Raw genomic sequence first — 26123 nt, forward strand, 5'->3', positions numbered from 1 at the left:
TTGCTGGCAAGTGCTTTAAAAGCGATTGTTGGCTTTTGCCAATAAGAAAACCATTCATGATCACATATAGAATCCTTCGAATACACCGGAAAATAAACAACATTTTTATGAGACAAAAACACCGCACCAGGAAAATCTCTGGTGCGGTGTTTTCAATTTTGTCGGTCCGTTGTACGTATCGTTTGTTGTAAACTATCTAGAAACAACTCTGCTGCTTTAGTAAATACTTGATATTTTTTCCAAACCACACACAACCCTGCCTGAAGAGTTGGCGCTAGAGGCCTAAAGCAAAGATTGCTTCCATTGGTATTGATAATTCGATCCAGAGTAATGGCATAACCGATTCCCTCATTTACCAAAATGGAGCCATTATATAGCAAACTATATGTTGCTACGATATGAAGATCTGCTTCACTGCGATTCAGCCACATAAGCAAAGCACTCCCTTCACGATGCTGGCGAGATAGAATCAAGGGTTTATCCCATAAGTCCTCCGGACGGATACATGCTTTCTGTGCCAAAGCGGCATCTCGTCGCATCAATACACCCCAAGTATCCTTTTCTGGGATCTTTAAATAATTATATTTTGATAAATCCTGAGGGTCAAATAGAACACCAAAATCAATTAACCCTTTATCCAACTTTTCAACTACATCCGCAGCATCGCCGCTGGCAATATGAAGGCGAACTTCAGGATATTTTCTTTGGAGTTGTTGAGCTGCTTTTGCGATCACCCGAATGGCATCGGTTTCACCAGCACCAATATAAATGTCCCCTGCCACGGTATCATCGCTTAAAGCGATCTCCTGCTCAGTTTTTTTGACCAATTCCAGGATTTCCCCTGCTCTCTTCCGTAACAGGACCCCCTCCTCAGTCAATGTGATTTTTCGGTTACCACGGATAAAAAGCTGTTTTCCCAGTTCTTCCTCCAAGTCTTTCAACTGACGGGACAGGGTTGGCTGTGAAAGATGTAAGAATTCCGCCGCCCCAGAGATACTCTGTTCTCTTGCTACGGCTAGAAAGTATTGTAATACACGTAATTCCATAGAACCGCCTCCACAAAGTAATATATCACACTTATCTATAGTTGCAAAGCATAGTTGCGTATTTGATATAAGTATTTGCTATCATTCATTTTGAATCGTATACTAAAATCACAAAGGTACATTCCACGAGATGAATGAAATGGAAAAATATTTGTCTTTTTACGGATAATCCTTGAGGTGGCTTGGCTCTCTGGATGCAACAGGACTCATCGGACAGTGCCACCTGAAATCTCCTCCGGAATAAATCGAGAAGGCCTTGCTGATAGGCAAGAAGAAATGGAAAAATCAAATGAATCTTCCTGCGTGACAACTACACAGAACGATTTAACCTCGTCAACCCCAGCTATGTTCTCAGAGAGCGAAACCAATTCAAAGGAGGTATCACAGATGAGAATTCAAGTGCAGAATAGTGAGACGAGCCTTGTATACGAATTAAATGACAGTGTTGCTGCAAAGGAACTGTACGAACACCCCCATTAACATGGGAAGTCAGCGACTTTAATACCAATGAAAAAGTCTTCTGCCCTCCAGAGGCGCTGGATGTCTGCGATGCGCCCTTAGCAAATGCGGATACTGGTAGTTTGTACTATTACGCGCCTTGGAAGGACGTTGTCATGTTTTATGATTATTTTGGTGAGGGCAACCAATTGTACGAACTGGGCCAAGCAATTCCTGGAAAAGACAGCATCGAAAAATTAGCGGGAGTCATTACAGTCACCGCAGCAGAATGATCGAATAGGAGGTCCTTATGAAACAGCAGAAACGGAATAATGGTGTAAGAATATGCCCATAGAGGGCTTCGGCGTCTTTCAGATAACGGATTTCAACGTATGTGAAAAAGCAGAGTATTGGCCGCAATTTAAGCTGGTCATCGCCTTATCGATACGACAAGCTCCTATCAAAACGAAGAAGCAGCCGGCAGAGCTATCCAAAAATCCGGAGTTCCCCGTGAAGAACTGTTTGTCACGACAAAGGCTTATATCCACCAGATAGGGGGATGAAAAAACGAAAGTTGCCTTTGACGAATCTTTAAGCCGTCTAGGTTTGGACTATCTGGATTTGTACCTGATTCATATGCCCTTTGGCGATTACTATGGAAGTTGGAGAGCTATGGAGGGACTCTATAAAGAGGGCCGTATTCGTGCCATTGGCGTGAGCAACTTCGGTTCTGACCGCATCATCGATTTCTGTAATAATGCCGATGTGATTCCTGCAGTCAACCAAATGGAACTCCACCCCTTCTATCAAAGGGATGACGAACTTCTTAAAGAATATGGGATTGCTCCCCAAGCTTGGGCAACGTTTGCAGAGGGATTGAACGGCATGTTTTCCAACCCCATATTGCGTGAAATTGCAAAAGCTCACAACCGAACCATCGCTCAGGTCATTCTCTGCTGGAATATGCAGCGTGGTGTCTCGATCGTCCCTAAATCTGTCCACAAAGACCGTATGAAAGAAAACTTTACCATTTGGGTCTTTACATTGACTACACAAGAAATGCAACAGATCGCTACCCTCGACTTAGGCCGTCCACAGATGCTGGACCCTCTCAAACCAAGTGAGGTCCGACGTGTCTATAATTATCTTAAGAATCCAGTACGAACGAGCCTATAAGATGAGAGGTTATAGAGAAAGGTTTTTATAGAGATCAAAAATCTACACCAAAACGCCCTTCAACACAGACAGCCTCAGTCGTTTCTTCTGCTGTCCATGAAGAATTCACGGCGGAAATGAAGCATTAATAAAAATGTTCGTGATGCATGTAGATTCAAACAACTACAAATGAGCTTGGAGGCCCTATATGAGACTCATTGAACACCACACCTTCGATATGGAACGTGCGCTCTATGGCGAAGAACAACTCTATCTGAAAAACTGTACATTCGATGGACCTATGGATGGAGAAAGTGCGCTAAAGGAATGCCATGATGTTAAAATTCAAAGTTGCTTTTTCAACCTTCGATATCCATTTTGGCATAATCATAACCTTAAAATCCGAGATACCGAGTTGACCTCCTTCTGTCGGGCTGCCCTTTGGTATTCTGACCACATGGAGATTGTAGGATGCAAGTTGCACGGAATCAAGGCTCTGCGGGAATGCCACGATGTTGTTCTGGCTAACTGCGATATCCTCTCTGCCGAATTTGGATGGTCCGTACAAAATCTTGAAATGCACCATTGTACCGTTGCAAGCGAATATTTTATGTTGCGGGCGGAGTCATTGCACTTTTCCGAGGTACAGCTGAAAGGAAAATATGCCTTTCAATACACGCAAAATGTAATCATCGAAAACAGTATATTGGACACCAAAGACGCCTTCTGGCACTCACAAAATGTAACGATAAAGAACAGCGTGTTAAAAGGTGAATATCTGGCATGGTATTCCGAAGGTCTTACACTCATCAACTGTAAGATAATAGGTACCCAGCCTTTCTGCTATTGTAAAAAACTGACTCTGGATCATTGTGAGATGTACAATACCGATCTATGTTTTGAAAAATCCGAAGTAAATGCGACTATTATAACACCAGTTGTCAGCATAAAAAATCCATTATCCGGTACAATTTATGTCCCATCTATCGGCGAGGTAATCCTAAACGACACATATGCAAAGGGAAATATCGTAGTTTCCTGCGGACAAAACGCTGAAATAAGCGCTTGAAAAAATAGAAAAGGAGCATCCGTATGAGCGATTACATCTGTGCACTAAATGAAACGATTAAAAGGGTACATGTCCGTTACCCCAACCGTTATGGATTGATGATTGCGGGTGATTTATATTCAGCAAAGTCTCTCGACCAGTCTCACGTGCACCCTGCAGTCATTGTGGGCGCCCCCTATGGCGGTGTGAAGGAACAGGGACCCTGTGTCTACGCCAATGAGCTTGCACAACGCGGATACATAGTCCTGACCTTTGATCCCTGCTATATGGGAGAAAGTGAAGGGGAACCACGGCATATTTCCTCACCAGAACTGTTTACAGAGAATTTTAGCGCCGGTGTGGACTATCTTGGATTGCAACCGTTTGTCGACCGGAAACGCATCGCCGTCCTCGGAATCTGTGGTAGCGGCGGTTTCGCTTTATCCGCCGCGCAAGTGGATACGCGTATCAAGGCGGTTATCACCGCAAGTCTGTATGATATGAGTGCTGTAGCCAGACTGGGACAATCACCTGAACAAATATTAGAGATCAAAAACACCCTTGCTGCACAACGGTGGAAGGATGCTGAGAATGGATATACACCCGAGTATATTCCTACATTCCCGGAAAGGCCGCTTGACACCGTTCCCACCGATTTGGATGCGCAAAACGCCGAGTGGTTCCGTTTTTATGCGATGAAGCGTGGGCATCACGAGCGAGCAAGAGGAGGTTTCACCACAACCAGCAACATTCCCTTCCTGAATTATAACTTGCTTTCCCATCTTGACGAGATTTCTCCCCGTCCCATACTCTTCCTCGTCGGAGATCGAGCGCATTCCAAATCATTCAGCGAAACGGTCTATGCCCAGGCGAAAGAGCCAAAGGAATTATATGTCGTGAGGGACGCCGAACATATCGATCTATACGACCGTATGGATCGCATCCCTTTTGATAAAATTGATACATTTTTGAAAATGGCCTATCAAAAGGAGGGGCTTTATGAATAAAAACGTGTTAGTAGTGTCGTCGAGTCTTCGAAGCCATAGCAATTCCGAGCGCTTAGCGGACGAATTCGTCCGTGGTGTACAGGAAAGTGGAAACTATGCTGAACACATTTCTCTCCGTGATAAAACCATTCATTTTTGTAAAGGATGTCTCACCTGCCAGGAATCGCAAAGATGTGTTATCCATGATGATGCAGATATGATTGTGCAAAAAATGCGTACCGCTGATGTTATTGTGTTTGCTACCCCTATCTATTACTACGAAATGTCTGGTCAGATGAAAACCCTATTGGACCGCGCCAATCCCCTCTTTTTCTCCAACTACTCCTTCCGGGATATTTACTTGCTGGCCGCTGCAGCGGAGGAAGACATACATGCTATAGATGGCGCTATTGCTGGGTTACGCGGTTGGATCTCCTGCTTTCCCAAAGCACATTTGGCTGGTACTATTTTGGGCAATGGAGTCGATGCAGCAGGGACTATTGAAGGTCACTCCGCTCTACAAAAAGCTTATGAAATGGGGAAAGCGATATAATTGGGGCAGGAGGCAATATATGGCAGAAGCATCCGATACATGGGGAATTTTCTACCAAAATTTAATAGACGCTGGGTGCGATCAAGAGATGGTCAGGCAGTGCGTAATTTTGGCAAAGGCAGCAGAAAAAGCCGATCTTCTCCGGCTCCTCTCCAAACATCGCTCTATTCTATTACGGGCTGTACACGAAAACCAAAAGCGGATCGACCACCTGGACTTTTTAATTTATCAAATGAGCAAGAGGTGAATTCTATTGAGATCTATCAAATTTGTCTTCAGTATTGTCTGTAGTCTAGGTCTGATTTTCATATGTACTGCTTGTGGAATTCATTTAAAGAGCCAAGAACAGGGTGTTGTCACAGGGGTATCCCAAGGAACCTCATCCCATTCACTTTCAGAAAAAGGACCGGACTCTCCACGAACAGAAACAGATCATGCCATTCCCTCTGATAGAAAAAACAAAGCTCTGGTTGCTTATTTCTCCTGTACAGGCCATACCGAGATTTTTGCGAAATATATAGCAGAACTCTTCCCTGCAGATCTATATGAGATTGTTCCCGCAACTCCCTATACAGAGATTGATCTAGATTATAGTAATCAAGATAGCCGCACCAGTATAGAGCAAAATGACCCTGCCTCTCGTCCTGAAATTGCAGGAACTGTAGACCAAATGGGTGAATATGACATCATTTTTCTTGGTTATCCCATCTGGTGGGGGCAAGCCCCTAAAATTATCTATACCTTTTTGGAGAGTTATTCTTTTTCTGGAAAGACCATTGTACCATTTTGTACCTCTGGAAGCAGCGAAATTGGCTCTAGCGTTGAAAATCTTCACGATCTGGTCTCAGAAGATGTTACATGGTTCTCCGGAACAAGGTTAGACAGCACGATGTCAAAAGAAGCATTGGCCGAGTGGGTGGACACCCTCGACTGGTGAAGAAAAAAAGCATTGGCAATCCCTCTTATAAAATGCAGCCGACGACCATCCAAAATTCGTGGCGTTGAGCCGGTCTCCCGTTTTCGGATTGTAGTTTTCGTTAATCGGCTCACCTCCCAGCAGCCCTTTTGCATGGTCAAACAGACGGTAAGCGGATGCAACCGCTTCTTCATCTCTGCCGTAATTGTGCATTGCTTCAACGGCAAACATCGCCTGATCCATCCAGACCGGACTTCTCCAATAACTGGCTGGGCTGTACTTTGGATGATCCCTGTCCGCACACCTGGAAGGACTCCGGATCTCTTGTACCGTTCTCTGGAATGGGGTCATACCGCCCATTGTTGTTGCGGGCATATCGTTTTAAAATGCTCATTATCATCCGATACCTGAATTTCGTATTTTTTAGCCCAAGCGCCCGTACGGCTGAATTCCGATTGTCCTTCCCACAAGATCTTAATTTTGCTCAAGTCATACACTGCCCCCAGGTCAACGGTCAGCCATGCGTGGTTCATCTGCTCAGAAGTCATTCCTCGCCATTCATTTGCCCACCTGATCTCTTCATCCCCGTCGATTGCATAGGTAGCAACACGATGAACTCCATTATCATCCTGTTCACTACTTGCAAAGGCGTTGATTGATTGGATTTGTTTTGGTTCGTTATCTGCGACACCGTATGCCTGAATGGATGGAACATACGATGCCATTATTGCAACTGCGAGTAATGTAGATACTTCTTTCCCTTTCATCTTGAACAACCTCCTCCACTTTCTCAAAAATTTATTTGCGACCTTTAATAAAACCTCCTCCCTCTTGCGTTGAATTTTCGTTGGTTACCGCAGAACAAGCATATTACATAATTTTTATCATCATTAAATTAATATATGGATTCGCTTTATATCACCATTGCAAAATAGTGATATTTCCTATAAATCATGTCGACGTTATTCTATATTAGGTCAAAGAAAAGTCCATCGAAGAATAACCAAATAAGACATGCAAAACTTCTGGGCGGGTGATACAAATCATTGTGTCTGTCCCGCCTCCTAGATTGTGTGATCTCTTCTCAAAGCAAAAACGGAACTTGATGATTGCCACCATTGGATGTATGATAAAAAGGCAAAAGGGCGTCTTGTCTGGAACGTAGCCAACGTTATCAGGCTCGTCTATTTCTGAAAAGGCGCTGGAATAGCGTGAAGAAAATATCAATAGAAATATTCTGGTGGGCGGGAATATCTGCCCCTTTCATTTTAGAAAAGAGGGATTTCACGATGAATTACAAAGAAGCCGCCACTTATTGGGAACAAAAGGATGCACAGGCCATCCAGATGGAACGGTCATCCCTTCTGAAAAAGATGGAGGCTTTTATTTTAGCACATAATACCTGTGCTTTGGCCTGTGGGAACGGCGATTTTGTCCGCTGTACGCCAATTGAGTATACCTATAAAGATCATACATTTTGGATGCTCTCTGAAGGCGGCTTAAAATTTCAGGCTTTAGAGGGCAATTCCAATGTTTGTCTTGCGATCTATGACGCCTATGAAGGCTTTGGAAAGCTTGGTGGTATGCAGGTCACGGGGAAAGCAGAACTTATTGAACCGTGGTCGGCTGAATACCTAGAGTTGCTTGCATTCAAAAAAATCAAAGCAGAAAACTTGAAAAAAATGCCCCATGTCCTGTACCTCATCAAAATCATTCCTTCCCGCATCGATTTTTTGTGGTCAGGGTTTAAAAAAGAAGGATACGACTCCAGACAACACCTCATCTTTTAACAGATAACCACAGCTTTAACAATCGTTATATGTTGCCCATCATCTCTATTTAATTTGATAAAGTTGTCGTTTTGCCATCCCATGGAAAGAAGGTCCCAAACATGATCCTCAGTGCCAGCCGTCGAACCGATCTTCCAAACTACTATGTAAATTGGTTGATTCACCGGCTCCAAGAGGGCTTTGTCCTCGTTCGAAACCCGATGAATCCCCACCAAATCAGCCGGATTCCTCTATCCCCATCGGTGGTGGATTGCATTGTGTTTTGGACCAAAAATCCGGAAAATATGTTGTCCCGTCTGGGAGATCTTTCTGCATACCCCTACTATTTCCAGTTTACGCTGACCAGCTATGGCCGGGATATCGAACCATACCTACCCAACAAAAAAGATTGTTTGATTCCTGTCTTTCAATCGCTCGCTGCTCGCATTGGGAAGGACCGAATGGTTTGGCGGTACGATCCCATTCTTTTAAATATGCGGTATACAGTCTCTTATCACCTGGACGCTTTTGCACAGATTGCAGAGCGTCTGCGCGGATGTACCGAAAAAGTTGTTATCAGCTTTGTTGACTTGTATAGCAAAACACAACGCAATACAAGAGGGCTCTCTATAACGCCTCCACAGGGGAAAGTCCTACTCAACATGGTTCAGCATCTGGTACGAATTGCAGCAAACAACGGTATGGTTGTGGAAACCTGTTCAGAAACAATCGACCTCCAAGATTTGGGCGTACAACATGGACACTGCATTGATGCGCGGCAAATCGAACGCATCATTGGAGTTCCTCTCCGTGGAAAAAAGGACCGAAACCAACGCGTCACCTGCGGTTGTATGGAAAGCATCGATATTGGCGCATATCACACCTGTGGGAATGGCTGTAAATACTGCTATGCCAATTTCAGCCCACAGAAAGTGGCGGAAACAGTCCGCTTGTATAAAGAAACCTCCCCTCTGCTTTGTGGACAGATCGGCCCAAAGGACCACATTATTGAGCGGAATGTCCAATCGTTCCGTGAAGAACAGTTGCGGTTTGACAGAGAGATGGATGGGTAAAAGGTTTTTCTATTCAACAGATGTATAGGAAAAAACATTTTTCTTTATTTTTCTACTTCTTAGGGCTTTTGCCCGATTTTGATAGGAAATTTTTTACATGCCCTCTTTCCACTTTGTGAGATTTATAACTTTACATTTCAAAAAGCACCCGATCCAATAAGATCAAATAAAAATTTACTCCCATGCTTTTAGGAGGCTTTGATGTTTCGAACATATCTTACAGAGCGTATTTTGGCTAAGAAAACCATCACGCACATGTTCTGAAAAATCTCGCTGCAAAGCGGGGATAAAGAAAAGGAGAAACGATATGGCAAACCGTATTATGTTGAATCAAACCTCTTACCATGGAGCGGGGGCCATCCAGTAGATCATCAACGAAGCCAAGGCCCATGGCTTTCAGAAGGCATTTGTCTACACCGATCCAGACCTGCTTCAGTTTCAAGTCACTACCAAAGTGACCAGCCTTTTGGACGAAGCCGACCTATCCTATGAGATTTATGCAGACATCAAGGCAAATCCGGCTAGTAAAAATGTTCAACACGGCGTGGAGGCCTTTAAAAAAGCCGGGGCAGACTACATCGATCGCAATTGGTGGCGGCTCCTCCATGGGATACATCGAAGGCCGTTGGCATCATTATCGCCAATCCTGAATGCGAAGACGTCCGCAGCTTGGAGGGAACCGCATCTACCAAAAAGCCCTGTGTTCCGATTGTTGCGGTTCCCACCACTGCTGGTACTGCCGCAGAAGTTACAATCAACTATGTTATCACGGACGTCGAACGTAAGCGCAGGTTTGTCTGTGTAGATCCACACGATATACCGGTCATCGCAGTGGTCGATCCGGAGATGATAACCAGCATGCCCCAGGGACTGACTGCTTCCACAGGTATGGACGCCCACACACACGTCATCGAAGGCTACACCACCAAAGCTGCTTGGGAAATGACAGATATGTTCCACCTTGAAGCGATTGAGATCATCTCCCGTTCGCTGTGTGGCGTGGTGGAGAATACGAAAGAAGGACGCAAAGGTATGGCGTTGGGACAGTATATCGCAGGCATGGGTTTCTCGAATGTTGGGCTAGGGATTGCCCCTTCCATGGCGCATACTTTGGGCGCAGTCTACGATACCCCGCACGGTGTCGCCTGCGCTATGATGCTTCCGATTGTAATGGAGTATAACGCTGCATGTACGGGTGAAAAATATCGTGAGATCGCCCGGGCGATGGGAGTTGCCAATGTGGATGCCATGAGCCAGGAGGAATACCACCAGGCTGCTTTGGAGGCAGTCCGAAAGCTCTCAGCGGATGTGGGAATTCCGTCCAAGCCTCCTGTACTGAAGGAAGAGGATCTTCCGTTTCCGGCTGAATCGGCCTATGCAGATGCTTGCCGGCCAGGACATCCAAAGGACACCAATGTGGAAGAACTGAAAGGCTTATTCCGTAAGTTGATGTAAAATACCTTGCAGGTTGCATGTGCTTTGTTTCTTCCCTGCTATCGCGAGGATTTTATCTTTCCAACATTTTATATTTTCTAAAAAAGAGAGCCATGCACAGACGTGGTTCTCTTTTTGTAAACAAGCCATGTGCGTAGAACTTGACAAATTTCGTCTGGGCGTGTTATAGTAAATGAGTAAATGAATAGGGGAGCTTATGAATAGGCTGAGAGGAAGTTTTTAACTTCGACCCATAACCTGATTTGGATAATGCCAACGTAGGGATATATCAGAATCCTACGGGGAATGCGATGGCATTTCCCGTTTTTCTGTGCATTCCAATCTCGTGTGATTTACAAGCCCTCAGTGGCGAACAAATGAATCGAAACAGTTGAGAGTGAACGAGAGTTCATGAAGGGGTACACCACCGCGGGTGTATTTTTTCGTGAACTCTTTTTTTATTGTTCACAGCTGGTTTTCAGAAAGGAGTTATGTATGATTCGAATCAACGGAACGCCGGTGGAGCTTACAGAAGGAATGACGCTCCAAACTTATCTGGACCAAAACCAATACCAGTCGTCCCGTGTAGCCGTCGAACGAAATGGGACCATTGTCCCCCGGGCACAATACGGGTCGATTCAGCTACAAGAGGATGATGAATTGGAAATTGTCCATTTTGTGGGAGGTGGCTGAGGTGAAACCAAAAGCCGTGATACAACAAGCACAAATCGATGCTGCCCTGCGTGAACGGCATTCCCCGGCAGTCCAAAAAAAGCTGGATACCGCCCGGGTTGCTATTGCGGGGCTTGGCGGGCTTGGTTCCCATGTTGCCTTCGCTTTAGCACGCATTGGCGTCGGACATTTGCATCTCATTGATTTTGACCGCGTAGACATCGCCAATTTGAACCGGCAGCAGTACCTTTTGCATCATGTGGGGATGTTTAAAACCGACGCATTAAAAGAAGAGTTGCTGGACATTAATCCATACCTGGACATTCATACCGACTGTATCCGTGTGACGGAAGAAAACCTTCTGGAACTCTTTGCGCAGGAGGACATCGTCTGCGAGGCCTTTGATACTCCAGAGGCCAAGGCCATGCTAGCGAATGGAATTCTGGAATCTTTTCCGAATACTTTTCTGGTGGCAGCTTCCGGTATGGCTGGATATGGAGACAGCAACCGTATCCAGACGCGCAGAATTACCGACCACTTTTATCTCTGCGGAGACGGGAGCGCGGAACCAGGACCGGGATACGGCTTGATGGCTCCCCGCGTGATACTCTGCGCAGCACACCAAGCCAATCTCATTGTGCAATATATCTGTAAAGTCCAAAAAGGAGAATGATGATGAACATGCTGCAAGACGATCGTTTGACCATCGGAGGACATTCCTTTACCTCCCGTTTTATTCTGGGGTCCGGCAAATATTCTCTGGAGCTCATCCAGGCTGCCATCGAGAAGGCTGGGACACAAATGGTAACCCTGGCACTCCGCCGTGCAAATGAGGGTGGACTCGCCAATATCCTGGATTATATTCCCAAGTCCGTCACGTTGCTTCCCAATACCTCCGGCGCACGCAATGCAGACGAAGCCATTCGAATTGCCCGGCTGGCCCGCGAGCTGGGTTGCGGGGATTTTATCAAGATCGAGGTCATTCATGACTCAAAATACCTTTTGCCGGACAACTACGAAACCATCAAGGCAACCGAGGTGCTGGCAAAAGAGGGATTTGTAGTCATGCCGTATATGTACCCCGATCTGAATGCTGCTAGGGATTTCGTCCAAGCAGGAGCGGCCTGTATCATGCCGCTCGGCGCGCCGATCGGTACCAACAAAGGACTTTGTACCAAGGATTTTATCCAAATTCTAATCGATGAAATCGATCTACCAATCATTGTGGATGCAGGGATCGGGCGCCCCTCCCAGGCATGCGAAGCCATGGAAATGGGCGCCGCCGCAGTAATGGCCAACACGGCAATCGCCACCGCCGGGGATATTCCCACTATGGCGGCGGCCTTCCGTCAGGCGATCGAGGCGGGACGCAAGGCGTATCTTTCTGGGCTTGGGCGCACGTTGGAGAAGGGTGCAAGCGCTTCTTCTCCCTTGACTGGCTTTCTAAGAGAATGAGGGAGGAATACAGCCATGCAACAGAATGAACCGATCAATGAGAGTATTTTAAGCGATGCTGTAAGACAGGATCTGAAAAAGGAGCGCATCGATCACATGACCTACCTGCCGGGGATGGAAGTCTTAGATTCGGACATCGGCCGGCAAGTGCTCACGCGCACCAGCTCCTACAACTACCATTGTTATACAGAAGCGGATGTACGCCGCGCCTTGTCCCATGAAAATCGCACATTGGACGATTTTGGCGCGCTGCTCTCCCCTGCTGCTCTTCCACTTTTAGAGGAAATTGCACAGGCGGCTCGGCGGGAAACTCGAAAGCACTTTGGCAACTCGGTCTGTATGTTTACCCCCTTGTACATTGCCAATTACTGTGAAAACTATTGCATTTACTGTGGATTCAATTGTCACAACAAGATTCATCGCGCACAACTCAACGCCGAACAGATTGAGAAAGAAATGGAGGCGATTGCCTCCACAGGTTTACAGGAAATTCTGATTCTGACCGGTGAAAGCCGCTCCAAATCCACCGTCGCATACATCGGAGAGGCTTGTAAAATTGCCCGCAAATATTTCAAAGTGATTGGCTTGGAAGTCTATCCGATGAATTCCAATGAGTATGCCTATCTTCATCAATGCGGCGCAGACTATGTGACCGTTTTCCAGGAAACCTATAACAGCCACAAATATGAGACACTCCATCTTCAAGGGCATAAGCGCATTTTTCCCTATCGCTTGAATGCACAGGAACGTGCACTCAAAGGAGGTATGCGCGGGGTGGGATTTGGCGCATTACTGGGGTTGGACGACTTCCGGAAGGATGCCTTTGCCACAGGCTGCCATGCCTGGCTGCTACAACGTAAATATCCGCATGCAGAGATCGCTTTCTCCTGTCCGAGACTCCGCCCCATTATCAACAACGACAAGATCAACCCCATGGATGTGCATGAGCCGCAGCTCTTGCAAGTCGTCATGGCCTATCGTCTGTTGATGCCATTCGCCAGTATCACGGTTTCCACACGGGAGTGCGCCCGGGTACGGGATAATCTTGTCTCCATCGCTGCGACAAAAATATCTGCAGGGGTCAGCACGGGCATCGGCGGTCATTCCGATGAGATTTCCGAAAAAGGCGACGATCAGTTTGAGATTTCCGATGAACGCAGCGTCGGGCAGGTCTTTCATGACCTACAGGCGCATGGACTCCAGCCGGTGATGAATGATTATGTGTATGTGTGACCCTTCTATCCATCGTTCCATTGTGGCGGTGACCAATCGAAGGCTTTGCGCGCAGCCTTTTCTGGAACAGGTGGAACGGATCTGCATATTTCGTCCCGCCTCGCTGGTTTTGCGTGAAAAAGATCTGGATGAAAACGCCTATGCGTCACTTGCAGCCGAAGTCCTGGCTATCTGTAACTCTTATCAAATACCGTGTATCCTACACAGCTTTCCGGATGTTGCAAAAGCGCTGGGGGTAAAACAGATTCATCTCCCTTTATGGAGATTAGAAGATATGGCGGCAAGCCGTCCTCAGTCATTGGCATTCTTTTCTGCCATCGGCGCGTCGGTCCATTCCGTCGATGAAGCGCAGCGGGCACAGGCGCTTGGGGCTACTTACCTCACCGCAGGACATATCTTTACGACCGATTGTAAAAAAGGTCTCCCTCCAAGGGGGTTGCAGTTTCTTCAAGAGGTATGCCAATCCGTATCCATTCCGGTCTATGCGATTGGCGGGATCACACTTGATCCACAGAAGATCGAAACCGTCCTTTCCTGTGGTGCAAGCCGGGTTTGTATTATGTCTGGAATGATGCAGTTGTAATACAAACAAAAGGACCTTGTTCCAAGTATTGTATCAAAGGCACAGGCCACTGTCCCATTCCAGCAGTCATCGATTCACACACATTTTTGCCGGTTATAACGGCTGCCTCAAACAGAAGCCTGCCCCCGACTTTCGAACAGGGGGCTCTGACAAAACCGGTCTTTTCTAATAGCTGTTCTCCCATACAGAGATTGTACGTTCCAGATTGGTTGCGGATTTCTGTCCGGGTTGGTATAATAAAAAAGGAATAACGCCGCCCGTCCGGCGCGGATGAAAAACAATAAAGGAGTTTTCAAGCATATGGATTACGCACAGGAAGCCTTAAAGCGCCATCTGGAATGGCATGGAAAAATGGAAGTGGTCCCCACCTGCCCTCTGGAAAACAAGGACGATCTCTCTACCGCCTATACCCCCGGCGTTGCAGAACCTTGTAAAGAGATTCAGCAGGATGTTTCAAAAGTCTACGATTATTGCCGCAAGGGAAACTTGGTCGCTGTTGTGACCGATGGCACCGCTGTTCTGGGATTGGGAGACATCGGCCCAGAGGCGGGGATGCCTGTCATGGAAGGGAAAGCCGTTTTGTTCAAGGCGTTTGGCAATGTCGATGCCTTCCCCATCTGTTTGGCCTCTAAGGATGTGGAGGAAATTGTGCAAGCAGTCAAGATGATTGCCCCCGGATTTGGAGGCATCAATCTGGAGGACATCTCTGCACCGCGTTGCTTTGCGATTGAGAAGCGTCTGAAAGAAGAGTTGGACATTCCAGTCTTTCACGATGACCAGCACGGCACAGCAGTGGTTACCATGGCGGCGATGCTGAACGCCCTAAAACTGGTTGGCAAGGAGCTTTCCCAGATCTCTGTGGTGGTCAATGGCGCAGGTGCTGCCGGTATCGCCTGCACCAAACTTTTGATGTCGATGGGGCTGAAAGACGTTGTCCTTTGCGACCGGCAAGGCGCCATCTATCAGGGCCGCGAAGGATTGAATTCCGTCAAAGCCGAGATGGCAGCCATCACCAATCCCTCCTGTAAAAAAGGCAGCTTGGCGGATATGATGAAAGGAGCGGACGTTTTCATGGGGGTCTCCGCCCCAAATGTGGTCACCAAAGAGATGGTCCGCAGTATGAACCGCGATGCGATTGTCTTTGCTATGGCCAACCCCACTCCGGAAATCTTCCCACAAGATGCACTGGAAGCAGGCGCAAGGGTGGTTGGAACGGGGCGTTCGGATTTCCCGAATCAAATCAACAACGTCTTGGCATTCCCGGGAATCTTCCGCGGTGCGCTTGACGCGCGTGCGAGTGAAATCAACGACGAAATGAAAATCGCGGCTGCTCAAGCGATTGCCAGCCTTGTCAAACCGGAGGAGCTTTCACCCGAATTTATCATCCCTAATCCATTCAATAAAGAGGTCGCTCCCGCTGTTGCGAAAGCGGTTATGGAGGCCGCGCACCGCACCGGTGTCGCGCGGGTGTGATGATGGAGCGTATTACAGCAGTCATCTTCGACATGGATGGCCTGATGTTCGACACGGAACAGCTCTATGAACGCACATGGGGACAAGCGGTCGCTGAACAGGGAAAGGTCTTTACCCGTGAGATTCACAGCCAGATTATGGGACGCAGTAAGGCCGACTCTGCCCAAGTGCTCTTGAAGGTCTACGGACCGGATTTCCCGATCCAAAAGGTGATTGACCGCCAGACGCCGCTCTTTTTTGAAGCGCTCGAAACGGAAACCATTCCTGCGAAAAAGGGGTTATTTTCCTTGTTGGATGCGCTGGAGTTACGTGGTCTCAAAAAGGCGGTTGCCTCCTCGTCTCAGCCCAAAAAGATTGATTTCCTGTTAAAACAACACGGATTGGAACATCGGTTTGACTGTGTGGTAAGTGGACACCAGGTACATGCTAGCAAACCAAATCCGGAAATTTTTTTGCTTGCCGCAAGCCAGCTCGGAGAATCGCCTAAGAATATCCTGGTATTGGAGGATTCCAACGCTGGAATCCGTGCAGCGCACAATGGCGGATTCCGGTCCATCCTGATTCCCGATCTCTGCACATTGGAACCGGATGTTTTGCAGCTCTGCCTGCGCAAGGTGGACAGCTTGGACGATGTCATTTCGATCATTGATGCGATCAACGGCCATTGATGAACAGAGCGCTCTATAGAAGCGGAAAGCCGTGGCGTCTAAAGCGATAAAACGCTTTAGACGCCACGGCTTTTGTGTTTGATGTCCGCAGTATCCAGTGAAAAATTGTCAGAAGGATCATAAAAACATTGCCGGGCAAACGATCAAGTCATAGCCGGTTCCGATGCGGTGCCCACCTGTATCCAATTCGGAAGGTATTGTTCAAACGCATCATAGACTTCGAATGTCCATTGGTAATCGTAGTCTCCTGGATTTTCCTGCCCCCATTTCTCCATCGAAGCTGGAAACCCTTCCGGCAGTACATAGCTGGTCAGGTCACACACCACCCATTCCTCGATTTCGCAGACCTCTTTTTCGCGAAGTTCCTCCATGGGAACCTGCTTTCCCTGAATCTTTATGGCGCTTCCGGCCGTCAAGTCTTCACGGCGGTAGCATTGTAACAGGAACATCACATGGGAGGTATAATCGATTCCGCTTTCTGTAGTTTCAACCGTTACAAAGGTGAGATTTCCTCCATAATTCGCGCGTTTCACAGAAAACCATTCCTGTGTTGCGTCCTCCATGTGCCATGCGTCCCATATGATGCGCTTTTGATCCGTATTGGGGTCGGAAAAAGTTTGATCCGCTGCGATGGTCAACCCGGCGTCTTCCAGGGAGTACCCTTGGATTTCCTGAATCACATCCTCTTCTGCCGGCGTTGAGATTTCCTCAGGGGTTTCCGATGGTCCCACAGAAGAAAGAAGACTTCCCTTATCCGGACGATCGTCCGAGGGGTCTGGCGTCGCAGTACAAGCAAGCAACGCAAAGCATAAGAGAACCGCCGCTCCAAAGAATAAAATCCGCTTCATAGCAAGCTCCTTTTTACACGATTAATAGCTATATTTTAAAATTCGATTCACCCAATATCCATTATTCGTATAGTTCTGTAAAATCGCCTTATGATCAGATGCTGGATCTTTCATATAAACTAACTCGCCGCTATACGCATATGCAACTACAAAGTGCGTTATATCGCTGTTTTTCATCCCAATCATCACCGGTAAGCCTTGACGGATTCGATCCGCGACATAAGCCGCTGTATCGGCTACAGATACGTTTTTAGATTCATACCCATTTACTGATAAGCTGCAACACTGACCTGCGACGACAGATGGAAAAGGGCAAGCAGCCGTTGTAATAATCTGATTGACCCGTCCAGGATCATAATCTAAATTTTTCAGATAATTTGCAGCCATTGTAAAACTTGTCAACATCCCACCATATGTTCCTATATCAACATTTTGTTCCTGCATTAAGGCATTGCTGTAAGATTGTCCGCTTTGCTGCCAACGTTTTATGGATATTTCCCCTCTGCCCTTTGAGCGAAGCAACATCTTCCCCTTTACAAGTGATGCGGCATTCGCATCAGCATATTCCCTTAGACGGATTCCCTGCAACGACTCTATAGAGAATTTTCCAATAAAAGGTTATGAAATTGCAAATACCGTCTGCGTATTGATTACAAAATAAAGCTGTAAAACGATCGTTAATAAAACAATTATACTCTTTTGCATATATTGCCCTTGTATTGTTTACGCATAATTTATAGACCCATTTTTCTCATTGGAATTACCCTTTGTGATATAATTTTACTATATTTTTTATTATTAGTAAATATTTATTAAAAATATTTACTAATAATAAAAATACCAAAAAAATGGCATCTAAAGAAGCCATCGCTTCCTTAGATGCCATATCTGTATACGCGAAAAATAACCCTCTACAATCGCTATTCTACCGATTAGAATATTTGTACTTTTACATATCGTGATACCGCGCCAAAAACGCGCGGGTACGTTCATTGGTCGTGCTGTCAAAGAGCTGTTCCGGTTTTCCCTGTTCGACAATTGCGCCGTCGTCCATAAACACAACATAATCCGCCACATCATGAGCAAACTTCATCTCATGGGTGACGACTACCATCGTCATATGTTCTGCCGCAAGCTCTCGGATGACCTTGAGAATTTCTCCGGTCAGTTCCGGGTCCAATGCCGAAGTCGGCTCGTCAAAGAAGAGAATCTCTGGCTCCATCGCCAAGGCACGGGCAATGGAAACACGCTGCTGCTGTCCTCCGGACAACTGATAGGGATAAGCATCCGCCTTGTCCGCCAGGTTCATCTTTTTTAAAAGATTCCGCGCGGTTGCCTCCGCTTCTTCACGCTTCTTTCCAAGCACGCGCACAGGCGCCTCTGTGATATTGCGCATCACAGAAAAATGGGGAAAAAGATTAAAATTCTGGAACACAAGTCCGATGCGCAGTCCTATACGGCTACACGTCGTTTTATCTGCATAAACAGCTTTTCCATCCGGTCCATTCTTCACCAATGTATCACCGCATAGCAAGATCGTCCCAGAATCCACGGTTTCCAACTGGGTGACACAACGCAAAAAGGTACTCTTTCCCGAACCAGAAGGTCCGATAATTGCCAGAACCTCGCCCTCGTTGACCGAAATCGAAATTCCCTTTAAAACTTCGTTCCCATCGAAACTCTTTCGAATCTGCTCTGCCTTCAAGATCTCCACGGCGTTTCCCTCCTAACGATAATAGCTGAGACGCTTTTCTGCTACAGTGAAGCAACGCGTCACAATACCGTTCATCACCAGATAGAAAATACCTGCGATCAAGAACGGGGTCATGTCGACCGCCGAAGATACCCATTTGGAAGTAATATGCAACAATTCGACCACACCAATCACTTGGGCCAAGGATGTGTCCTTAACCAATGTGATAAATTCATTCCCCATAGGTGGTATGATTCGTTTGACCACCTGAGGCAAAACGATACGGAAGAATGTCTGTCGCTTTGTGAATCCAAGGACCTTAGCCGCCTCATGCTGCCCCTGTGGGATTCCCTCGATTCCTCCGCGAAAGATCTCTGCAAAATAGGCCGCATAGTTTAGCGCAAAAGCCACCTGAGCCGAGATCACACGGTCAAGCTGGATGCCGAAAATCGGCTTCATTCCATAGAAAATAAACAACAATTGCAACATTAACGGCGTGCCGCGCATAATCAGTATGTAAAAACGCACCGGTAGGTTGATGATCGGATTTTTGGACATCCTTCCGACCGCCACCAAAAGCCCCAATGGCAATGAAAAAAGCAGCGTGGAAAAAAAGATGCGCAGCGACATCAATGTCCCTTCCAACATTTGGGACAACAACACCTGGTAATTCACGCTGCAACCACCTCCTTTTCAGCCCTTTTCTGGATACTTATTATTCTGCTGGAATGGTCGTGACATCTTCTCCGAACCATTTTTCCGAAATTTCTGTCATCGTTCCATCTGCGGACATTTCCTTCATTGCATCCTCAACTTTTTCTTTCAATGCATCGTCGCCCTTGCGGAATCCAATGACATAATCTTCCTGCGCTAAAGAAGCGTCCTCCCCATTTTCATCCTGAAGAATGGTATATGCCCCTGGGTTGTTCTGCAAATAGTAGCGCGCAACCACTTCATCGATGGCAATTGCATCAATGGTCCCGTTCTGAATTTCCAAAACAGCCTTGGAATAGTCATCAATCTGAATTACTTCCTTCAGCGTATCTTTGAAGTCCGGATTCTCATTTAAGGCAACTTCTGCCGAAGAATCTGCCTGTACGCCGACAATTTTTCCAGCCAAATCATTCAAGCCCTTATAGGTTGAATCGGATTTTACCAAGATAATTTGGTCGTTCTTCATGTAGGGAATGCTCAAATTAAACTCAGCGGCGCGCTCCGGCGTCTCGCTAAAGCCGTTCCAGAGGCAATCCACATTTCCGTTGCTCAGCTCTGCGGACTTGTTGTCCCAATCGATCGGCTGTGTGATGAGCTCAATTCCCAAACGGCTGCACACTTCGCTAGCCACATCGATATCAAATCCAGTCAATTCTCCTGTCTGTGTATCAACAAACCCCATCGGAGGAAACGCATCATCCAAACCGAGTACCAGTTTGCCGGCGCTCTCTACTTTTGCCCAAGACTCATCCGTTGTCTGCCCCTCTCCCATTTCCGCGGCGGACGCAGTCGATGTTCCATCGTCCGTGCCCGTCAATCCAGCAGCGTCGTCGCCTCCACCGTTATTCCCACATCCAGCACAACCGATCACCATAAGCGCCGCCAACATAATTGCCCATATCTTTTTCATCGTACTCTCTCCTTCTTAAAACACTCAAAAGTCATATAAATCCCCTCCGCTGCCGCGCCGGAAAACGCCGGGTGTGTGGAGGGGTGATATAATAATATTATAATACTAGATTAGCGAGATAAAGTAAAGAGGTAAAATCCTCTCTTGCGCCTTCTTTCTTCAAATTTTGTGTTTATCTTTTCTTTTTCAGAAACTCCTCATAACGATCACAGAGTTCCTGCGTCTCGCCAAATGCGATCTGTTTGCCATGGTCAAGCCAAAGAACTTTATTACACATGGAACGCACTTGTTCCAATAGATGAGAAACCAAAATGGTGGTCGCTCCTCCATGGATAATTTCCATCATTTTTTCTTCGCTTTTTTTGCGAAATGCACCGTCGCCCACAGAAAGGACTTCATCCAAAATTAAGATGTCCGGTTTTACAAGACAGGCGATGGAAAAAGCCAAACGGGACTTCATACCGGACGAAAGCTGTTTAAAGGGACGATCCTGGAATTCCTGTAGGCCAGAAAAATCAATAATTTCTTCATACTTTTCATTCATAAATCTGCGAGTATATCCCAACAAGGCTCCTCGTAAATACGTATTCTCACGGACGGTCAAGTCTCCGTCAAAGCCGCTTGCCAACTCCAGCAGCGCGGCAATGGTGCCGTTGACTTTGACCCATCCTTTGGTCGGAACCATAATCCCTGTGACCGCCTTGAGCAAGGTCGATTTTCCCGCTCCATTGCTCCCAATAATCCCCAGCATATCGCCGCGTTCCAAAGAAAATGATACTCCATCCACCGCCCAAAATTCCCGTACCTGATAGTTTCTTTTGATTCGTCGGAGTACATATTCCTTGACCCCAATATCCTTAAAGTCCCCTAAGATGTATCGGATGGAGACATCATGTGCTTCAATTATCATTGCGACGCCACCTCATACATAATACAAAAATTTGTAATTGTATTTTTTATAAATGAATCCGCCGATCAGCAATACTGCTAAGGCATAAAACGCACATAGCAAATGAAAGCTTGGCTCCGGAATGTCGTTATCAATCACAATCTTTCGGAAGTAACGGATGTATACGAAAATAGGATTCAAATAGAATAAATACCGAATGTGTAAAGCAAACGCCTCAATATTATAAAAAATCGCGGAAAAATACATGATGACCTGTGTGACCACCGTATAAAGATATTGGATGTCCTTAAAAATGATAAATAAAGCAGACAGAATAAGCCCCATCCCGATATTGAACACCACTAGGCAACCGATCGGATAGAGCAGCAATAAAAAGGTCCAGCGAAATGGAATCCCATCAATTGCAACAAAGACAAAAAACACCACTAGTGTTAAACAGAAATTAATGAAAGAAGAGACATTTTTCGACAACAAAAACATGTACTTTGGAACATTGATTTTGGAGAAGATCGACGCGTTTGACAGCAAGGAGGACATTCCATTATTAGTCGCATCTGTAAAGTAAGAAAAAACCAACTGTCCACAGAATAGATATATTGTATAATGTGGAGTCGATCTTCCAAAAAACTGTGTAAAAACCAAGCTCATCACCAGCAACATCAAAAGAGGTGACAAAACACTCCAAAACATGCCCAAAACCGTGCGCTTATATTTCTTTTTAAAGTCTCGTTTTACCAATTCCTCAAAGAGGAATCGATATTTCCGCATCTTCTGTACCATATTCCCTCTCCCTGTCTTTTAACCAATGTGTAGATGTTTTTTCAAACGCCTCCAAGTGTATCGCATGCCGTATTCTTTGTAACAACGGATACCACTCCGTACTTTCTGAGAAAAAAGAGCAAAAGGATTCCGATAAATACTACTAGGTAGCGGTAGTATATGCTTTATTCTTTGAATTTCTTCATTGCTTACCTGTATCCCATCCATTGCTCTGATCGTTTGATACTCCAAAAACCATGGGGAATTCGATAAGGACTTCATTAGTTCGTCGATCGCAAGTGTCGAAAAAAAGATTTGCATCTGTTTGGCGATATTCCTTTTTTGCTCGCCATGTGCCCTATGGTAAAAATGAAACAAGTCCCTCATACAAACATCTACGACCTGTTTCTGTATATCCATAGATTCATCTTTAAAAAGGGCTAATATATGGTTACTTGCCTCAAAATGACAACTAAAATTTTTCAATCTTGTTTCTCCAACAAGAGAGTTCTTATTATTGATTCGATAATTGACAAAAGCTTGATTTAAGAGAAAGATTCGTTTCGCCTTTTTTATGACTCGAAAATAAAATGCTCGGTCATTGGCGCAAACCAAGTCATCAAAATAAATTTTATTTTCAATAAGAAAATCTTTTTTATATAATTTATTCCAAGGAACTACCGCATTATAAAGAAAAAAGGAAGTTGCCTCCTCTAGGTTTGTGACTTCTTTCCCCTGAGAAACTCGCGACGATCCGAAGAGTTTAACCATGTTTGTCGCGCCTGTTACATTATCAAACTCATTATAATGAAACATACAGACATCCGCTTGATGATTTTTTGCTGCTTGATAGGACTGTTCGTATAAATCCGCCTCTATCCAATCATCTGAATCTAAAAAGTGGACAAACTGTCCAGTTGCATGTTCCAATCCTATATTACGTGCCACACCAGCACTCTTATGGTTCACTGTTATCACTTTAATCCTCGGATCAGATCTTTCATACGACTTTAGAATTTCTAAGGAGTGATCCGTCGAGCCATCATCCACACATATAATCTCAATATCCTGTAATGTCTGTCGTATGACACTATTCAAGCATTGATTTAGATACTCTTCAACATTATATACTGGAATGATCACAGATACTTTCGGCAAGATCTCTTCCCTCCTATCCATACACACTTATAAAGAACATAAGAAACGCCAATCCTCTGAGGTCCATATTCGCGTTTCTTTTTGTCCAACATAACGCCCTGTTTTGTAATCAATCCTACTATCTTTTAGTCTTTGTTCCATCTGTGCGGCCGTTCTCTGTTCTCCTCCGCGATTCGTATCGTCTAACAGTATAACAAAAGAATCCGATAAGCATTCTGGAAGCAACCGCAATGTATCTACACGAGAGTAAATTTTGGCCGCTCCTCCAAAAGGTCCGTCAATGGAGATCAGGTCAAATTTCTTACCCTGTAACGCCTGCGCAAAATCTTGATAAGATAGAACACTTTGATCCTCCAAATAAACGCTCTCTTCTAATTCCAGTTTTAAAAGATGTGTATTTTTCCCCAAAGAAGAACTGCGTTTAAAAAAAGAAATCCATTCGGAATCGTGTTCTACAACCATATGCTGTACATCATCAAAAGCATCCGCATATTGACCAATCATATGAGTCGTCTGCCCCAAACCTAGTTCTAGGATTCGCTTGGGATGCACATCATTTAAAACCCGATACAAAATATACAGAAACGGATACCCCGCAGCCCAACGTCCCGGAGAAAAACAGCGGTTCTTCAACCATACACTTTCTGCAATGGTGTCCCGGAAGATATTTCCCCATAGGCTTTCCAACTGTATTCCTCTTAGCTCTTTGGCGATTTTTGTATGATCCTGCAAAGACCGCATCATTTGTTCTGAACTCTGGGTGCTTTCTCTTCCATTTTGTTTAAGCTGCTCCGTTGTTTTTTCTAAATGAATAATCGTTTTCTCTAACGCATCGATCCTCTGTTGTAACACCACATTTTTTTGAATGAGATCCGAATAATTTTGATCGTTGATTTTATGCTCACTCTGTATAGACGATAAAATCCGCTCGACTTCACGATTAAATGCATTCACTGGAGGGGGTAAAAACTTTTTTAGTAATCGTTTCAAACAGATCATCCACCTTCAAACAATCTTTACTCAAAAGATACAATCTTTATAAATACGCTCATACTGCTTTGCCTCCCCAACAATGGACGGTTGCTTTGGAGATAAAATGATACCTGAAAATTCAGTGGCACTTAACAAAGCTTCTCTCAAAGATTCTTCATCTCCTGCGGTAAAGAGAAATCCATTTTCTCCCTCTTGGATAGCTTCTGGCATGGCCCCTATAAGGGCAGCCACCACCAGACATCCCGCAGCTAATGCTTCCCTAACCACAAAATTGTATGTTTCATACCATAGAGAAGGAACAACGACACAATCATGTGTTCGATATATTTCCGGCATCCGGTCAAATGCAATTGGCCCACAAAAATGAATTCGCGTATCTCCGCCAGCCTGCCGTATCAACCTCTGTTCATAAGCGCTGTTTCCCTGCCCATACAAATCAAGTGTATAATCCCCTGAGATTCGCTGAAACGCAGATAAAAGCATATGAATCCCTTTTAACTCAGAGAATGTACCTACATAGGCAAACTTTTGAACTCTCTGAATCGTCTTGCGCGAATAGAAAAACTCGGGCGCAATCCCATGGGGGATTACATATGGCACAATTTTGGGAAATTCCTGGTAAATAACCGAAGCCACAAAAGTGGATGGGACGGTGACCGCTGATGCGCTTTGCAGGAGCTTCCCTGCCGTTTTATAACGCTCTAAAAAATTGGGAACCGTATGGGTGTCGCATCTTGTTTTGCATCTTGCTCCTTGCTTACAACCCGGGCAAAAATGCCCGTCTGGCTCCACCATGGTAGCATAATGGCACAAGATATTGAAGTCCGTCAATGTCACAATGTATGGAATACGCCTTTCAACACATACTTGTAGAAACGTGGCCATCGGCTGTGGATATGCGCAATGAACTATATCGGGACAGTCTTTCTGTAAGAAAAAATCCGCAAAACGCCTCATACAGGTATCATCTGATACCATTCGTTTATAAAACAATCCAAAAGGCGTTTTTCGGTAACGAAATTCTACAACTTCAATCCCCTGAAACAAAAAGGTCCGAAATAACATGTCTCCCACCGAATTCGGATACTTACAGCAATCCTCCGTACCCAGAGTAAAAACCTTTACCCGATGCCCTTTTTCCTGCTGGGTCCGTGCCATATTGAATACAAAGCGTTCCGTTCCCCCTTGGCGAGATGGATAAAAATAATGGACCAAGTAATAAATAAAAAGGGGTTCGCCCTCTCGATTAGAAGCCGGCAATTCTTTATTTGGACAAGACGGGAAATACGGCACTTCCGTCTTTCCTTCCGCCCGGAACCGCTTTCGATCTATTACATATTTTTCCCAGATTTTTGCGGCCATCCCTCGGATGCCATAGTAATCAAACAAAGACTTTGCTTTTTTCAGCATCCTTCGGCCACTTCCTTTCTCGATATGGACAAATCCTAATTCATTCGAATCCTTCTAAAAGCAAAAAATCATTGAGATCTTTTCACTCTTCAAAATTATAACAGAGTTCAAGTCCCTGAACAATCGCCCGAGGACGTCCCCTCATATTCTCAAAGTTCTCCACATATATTTGGTAGCATAGGGCGGTTCAAGCGGAAAAACGGATCCTTTCCCAATCTTGAGCTTA

At 45.5% G+C, this 26123-nt stretch carries 29 protein-coding genes, 2 pseudogenes and 1 riboswitch; of the genes and pseudogenes, 18 read left to right on the top strand and 13 right to left on the bottom strand.

Annotated features, from left to right (window positions below; all coding sequences use genetic code 11):
* Positions 1 to 152 precede the first annotated feature (152 nt).
* A complete protein-coding gene (locus tag B9Y59_RS12190; RefSeq protein ID WP_085533748.1) occupies positions 153 to 1046 on the bottom strand; it encodes a LysR family transcriptional regulator in 894 nt (297 codons plus the stop codon).
* Between the two features lie 533 nt (positions 1047 to 1579).
* On the opposite strand from B9Y59_RS12190, the pseudogene B9Y59_RS12195 reads away from it, so the two are divergent.
* The 8 genes and pseudogenes from B9Y59_RS12195 to B9Y59_RS12225 form a co-directional block, all read left to right on the top strand.
* Positions 1580 to 1777, top strand: a pseudogene (locus B9Y59_RS12195) (cyclophilin-like fold protein); the annotation flags it as partial.
* A 147-nt stretch (positions 1778 to 1924) separates the two neighbouring features.
* Entirely contained in the window at positions 1925 to 2047 is a 123-nt protein-coding gene (locus tag B9Y59_RS16455; RefSeq protein WP_256366527.1) for an aldo/keto reductase, read from the top strand.
* Between the two features lie 43 nt (positions 2048 to 2090).
* Positions 2091 to 2660 (top strand): aldo/keto reductase, encoded by a 570-nt coding sequence (locus B9Y59_RS12200; RefSeq protein ID WP_256366520.1) that lies wholly within the window; start codon positions 2091 to 2093, stop codon positions 2658 to 2660.
* A gap of 187 nt (positions 2661 to 2847) precedes the next feature.
* Positions 2848 to 3708: a DUF3737 family protein gene (locus B9Y59_RS12205; protein ID WP_085533750.1), complete on the top strand. Its 861-nt coding sequence runs from the start codon at positions 2848 to 2850 to the stop codon at positions 3706 to 3708.
* A 23-nt stretch (positions 3709 to 3731) separates the two neighbouring features.
* Positions 3732 to 4694 carry an alpha/beta hydrolase gene (locus B9Y59_RS12210; RefSeq protein WP_085533752.1) on the top strand — a complete coding sequence of 321 codons (963 nt, stop codon included), beginning with the start codon at positions 3732 to 3734 and terminating at the stop codon, positions 4692 to 4694.
* Positions 4687 to 5226, top strand: a complete 540-nt coding sequence (locus B9Y59_RS12215) for a flavodoxin family protein (protein ID WP_085533754.1) — start codon at positions 4687 to 4689, stop codon at positions 5224 to 5226. The genes B9Y59_RS12210 and B9Y59_RS12215 overlap by 8 nt, the downstream gene beginning before the upstream one ends.
* Positions 5227 to 5245: 19 nt before the next feature.
* Positions 5246 to 5473, top strand: coding sequence for a hypothetical protein (locus tag B9Y59_RS12220; protein WP_085533756.1), 228 nt, complete (start codon positions 5246 to 5248; stop codon positions 5471 to 5473).
* Positions 5474 to 5479: 6 nt separating this feature from the next.
* The gene (locus tag B9Y59_RS12225; RefSeq protein ID WP_242967307.1) at positions 5480 to 6163 is read left to right on the top strand and encodes a flavodoxin; all 684 of its coding nucleotides are present in this window, start codon (positions 5480 to 5482) and stop codon (positions 6161 to 6163) included.
* Here B9Y59_RS12225 and B9Y59_RS15445 read toward each other — a convergent pair.
* Together B9Y59_RS15445 and B9Y59_RS12230 are read right to left on the bottom strand one after the other, a co-directional pair.
* Entirely contained in the window at positions 6119 to 6517 is a 399-nt protein-coding gene (locus B9Y59_RS15445) for an MGH1-like glycoside hydrolase domain-containing protein (RefSeq protein WP_143255309.1), read from the bottom strand. The genes B9Y59_RS12225 and B9Y59_RS15445 overlap by 45 nt on opposite strands.
* Positions 6490 to 6909 (bottom strand): discoidin domain-containing protein, encoded by a 420-nt coding sequence (locus tag B9Y59_RS12230; RefSeq protein WP_085533758.1) that lies wholly within the window; start codon positions 6907 to 6909, stop codon positions 6490 to 6492. The genes B9Y59_RS15445 and B9Y59_RS12230 overlap by 28 nt, the downstream gene beginning before the upstream one ends.
* A gap of 522 nt (positions 6910 to 7431) precedes the next feature.
* Between B9Y59_RS12230 and B9Y59_RS12235 the strand changes: the two genes are divergently transcribed.
* The 10 genes and pseudogenes from B9Y59_RS12235 to B9Y59_RS12280 all read left to right on the top strand — a co-directional run bounded on the left by B9Y59_RS12235 (position 7432) and on the right by B9Y59_RS12280 (position 16502).
* Positions 7432 to 7932: a pyridoxamine 5'-phosphate oxidase family protein gene (locus B9Y59_RS12235; RefSeq protein ID WP_085533760.1), complete on the top strand. Its 501-nt coding sequence runs from the start codon at positions 7432 to 7434 to the stop codon at positions 7930 to 7932.
* Positions 7933 to 8033: 101 nt separating this feature from the next.
* Positions 8034 to 8984, top strand: a complete 951-nt coding sequence (locus B9Y59_RS12240) for a DUF1848 domain-containing protein (RefSeq protein WP_054324438.1) — start codon at positions 8034 to 8036, stop codon at positions 8982 to 8984.
* Between the two features lie 367 nt (positions 8985 to 9351).
* A pseudogene (gene fucO / locus B9Y59_RS12245) lies at positions 9352 to 10439 on the top strand (lactaldehyde reductase).
* A 177-nt stretch (positions 10440 to 10616) separates the two neighbouring features.
* A riboswitch (TPP riboswitch) is annotated at positions 10617 to 10720 on the top strand.
* Between the two features lie 193 nt (positions 10721 to 10913).
* The gene (thiS, locus tag B9Y59_RS12250) at positions 10914 to 11111 is read left to right on the top strand and encodes a sulfur carrier protein ThiS (protein ID WP_085534633.1); all 198 of its coding nucleotides are present in this window, start codon (positions 10914 to 10916) and stop codon (positions 11109 to 11111) included.
* 1 nt (position 11112) lies between these two features.
* Positions 11113 to 11763: a sulfur carrier protein ThiS adenylyltransferase ThiF gene (gene thiF, locus B9Y59_RS12255; RefSeq protein WP_085533762.1), complete on the top strand. Its 651-nt coding sequence runs from the start codon at positions 11113 to 11115 to the stop codon at positions 11761 to 11763.
* 11 nt (positions 11764 to 11774) lie between these two features.
* Positions 11775 to 12545, top strand: a complete 771-nt coding sequence (locus tag B9Y59_RS12260) for a thiazole synthase (RefSeq protein ID WP_442856185.1) — start codon at positions 11775 to 11777, stop codon at positions 12543 to 12545.
* Positions 12546 to 12641: 96 nt separating this feature from the next.
* A complete protein-coding gene (thiH, locus tag B9Y59_RS12265; RefSeq protein ID WP_442856186.1) occupies positions 12642 to 13778 on the top strand; it encodes a 2-iminoacetate synthase ThiH in 1137 nt (378 codons plus the stop codon).
* Positions 13759 to 14361: a thiamine phosphate synthase gene (locus B9Y59_RS12270; RefSeq protein ID WP_242967308.1), complete on the top strand. Its 603-nt coding sequence runs from the start codon at positions 13759 to 13761 to the stop codon at positions 14359 to 14361. The genes thiH and B9Y59_RS12270 overlap by 20 nt, the downstream gene beginning before the upstream one ends.
* Before the next feature lie 300 nt (positions 14362 to 14661).
* Positions 14662 to 15834, top strand: a complete 1173-nt coding sequence (locus B9Y59_RS12275) for an NAD(P)-dependent malic enzyme (protein ID WP_085533770.1) — start codon at positions 14662 to 14664, stop codon at positions 15832 to 15834.
* Entirely contained in the window at positions 15834 to 16502 is a 669-nt protein-coding gene (locus B9Y59_RS12280; RefSeq protein ID WP_085533772.1) for an HAD family hydrolase, read from the top strand. The genes B9Y59_RS12275 and B9Y59_RS12280 overlap by 1 nt, the downstream gene beginning before the upstream one ends.
* 143 nt (positions 16503 to 16645) lie before the next feature.
* Here B9Y59_RS12280 and B9Y59_RS12285 read toward each other — a convergent pair whose 3' ends face one another.
* The 10 genes from B9Y59_RS12285 to B9Y59_RS12330 all read right to left on the bottom strand — a co-directional run bounded on the left by B9Y59_RS12285 (position 16646) and on the right by B9Y59_RS12330 (position 25897).
* On the bottom strand, positions 16646 to 17350 hold the full coding sequence (locus B9Y59_RS12285; RefSeq protein ID WP_085533774.1) for a hypothetical protein: 705 nt from the start codon (positions 17348 to 17350) through the stop codon (positions 16646 to 16648).
* A 21-nt stretch (positions 17351 to 17371) separates the two neighbouring features.
* The gene (locus B9Y59_RS12290) at positions 17372 to 17938 is read right to left on the bottom strand and encodes a hypothetical protein (protein WP_143255311.1); all 567 of its coding nucleotides are present in this window, start codon (positions 17936 to 17938) and stop codon (positions 17372 to 17374) included.
* Positions 17939 to 18299: 361 nt separating this feature from the next.
* Complete coding sequence (locus B9Y59_RS12295; protein ID WP_085533778.1) at positions 18300 to 19064, bottom strand: amino acid ABC transporter ATP-binding protein; 765 nt, start codon at positions 19062 to 19064, stop codon at positions 18300 to 18302.
* Between the two features lie 12 nt (positions 19065 to 19076).
* On the bottom strand, positions 19077 to 19718 hold the full coding sequence (locus tag B9Y59_RS12300) for an amino acid ABC transporter permease (protein WP_054324447.1): 642 nt from the start codon (positions 19716 to 19718) through the stop codon (positions 19077 to 19079).
* 40 nt (positions 19719 to 19758) lie between these two features.
* Positions 19759 to 20667: an amino acid ABC transporter substrate-binding protein gene (locus B9Y59_RS12305; protein WP_054324448.1), complete on the bottom strand. Its 909-nt coding sequence runs from the start codon at positions 20665 to 20667 to the stop codon at positions 19759 to 19761.
* A 172-nt stretch (positions 20668 to 20839) separates the two neighbouring features.
* Positions 20840 to 21577: an ABC transporter ATP-binding protein gene (locus B9Y59_RS12310; RefSeq protein ID WP_085533780.1), complete on the bottom strand. Its 738-nt coding sequence runs from the start codon at positions 21575 to 21577 to the stop codon at positions 20840 to 20842.
* A 12-nt stretch (positions 21578 to 21589) separates the two neighbouring features.
* Positions 21590 to 22357, bottom strand: a complete 768-nt coding sequence (locus B9Y59_RS12315) for an ABC transporter permease (protein ID WP_085533782.1) — start codon at positions 22355 to 22357, stop codon at positions 21590 to 21592.
* Between the two features lie 18 nt (positions 22358 to 22375).
* Complete coding sequence (locus B9Y59_RS12320; protein ID WP_158089029.1) at positions 22376 to 23494, bottom strand: glycosyltransferase family 2 protein; 1119 nt, start codon at positions 23492 to 23494, stop codon at positions 22376 to 22378.
* Positions 23495 to 23521: 27 nt separating this feature from the next.
* Positions 23522 to 24484 (bottom strand): O-methyltransferase, encoded by a 963-nt coding sequence (locus B9Y59_RS12325; RefSeq protein WP_143255312.1) that lies wholly within the window; start codon positions 24482 to 24484, stop codon positions 23522 to 23524.
* Positions 24485 to 24514: 30 nt separating this feature from the next.
* On the bottom strand, positions 24515 to 25897 hold the full coding sequence (locus B9Y59_RS12330; protein WP_085533788.1) for a glycosyltransferase: 1383 nt from the start codon (positions 25895 to 25897) through the stop codon (positions 24515 to 24517).
* Between the last annotated feature and the right edge of the window lie 226 nt (positions 25898 to 26123).

This window comes from Anaeromassilibacillus sp. Marseille-P3371 (genome assembly GCF_900169665.1).
Lineage (GTDB): Bacteria > Bacillota > Clostridia > Oscillospirales > Acutalibacteraceae > Anaeromassilibacillus.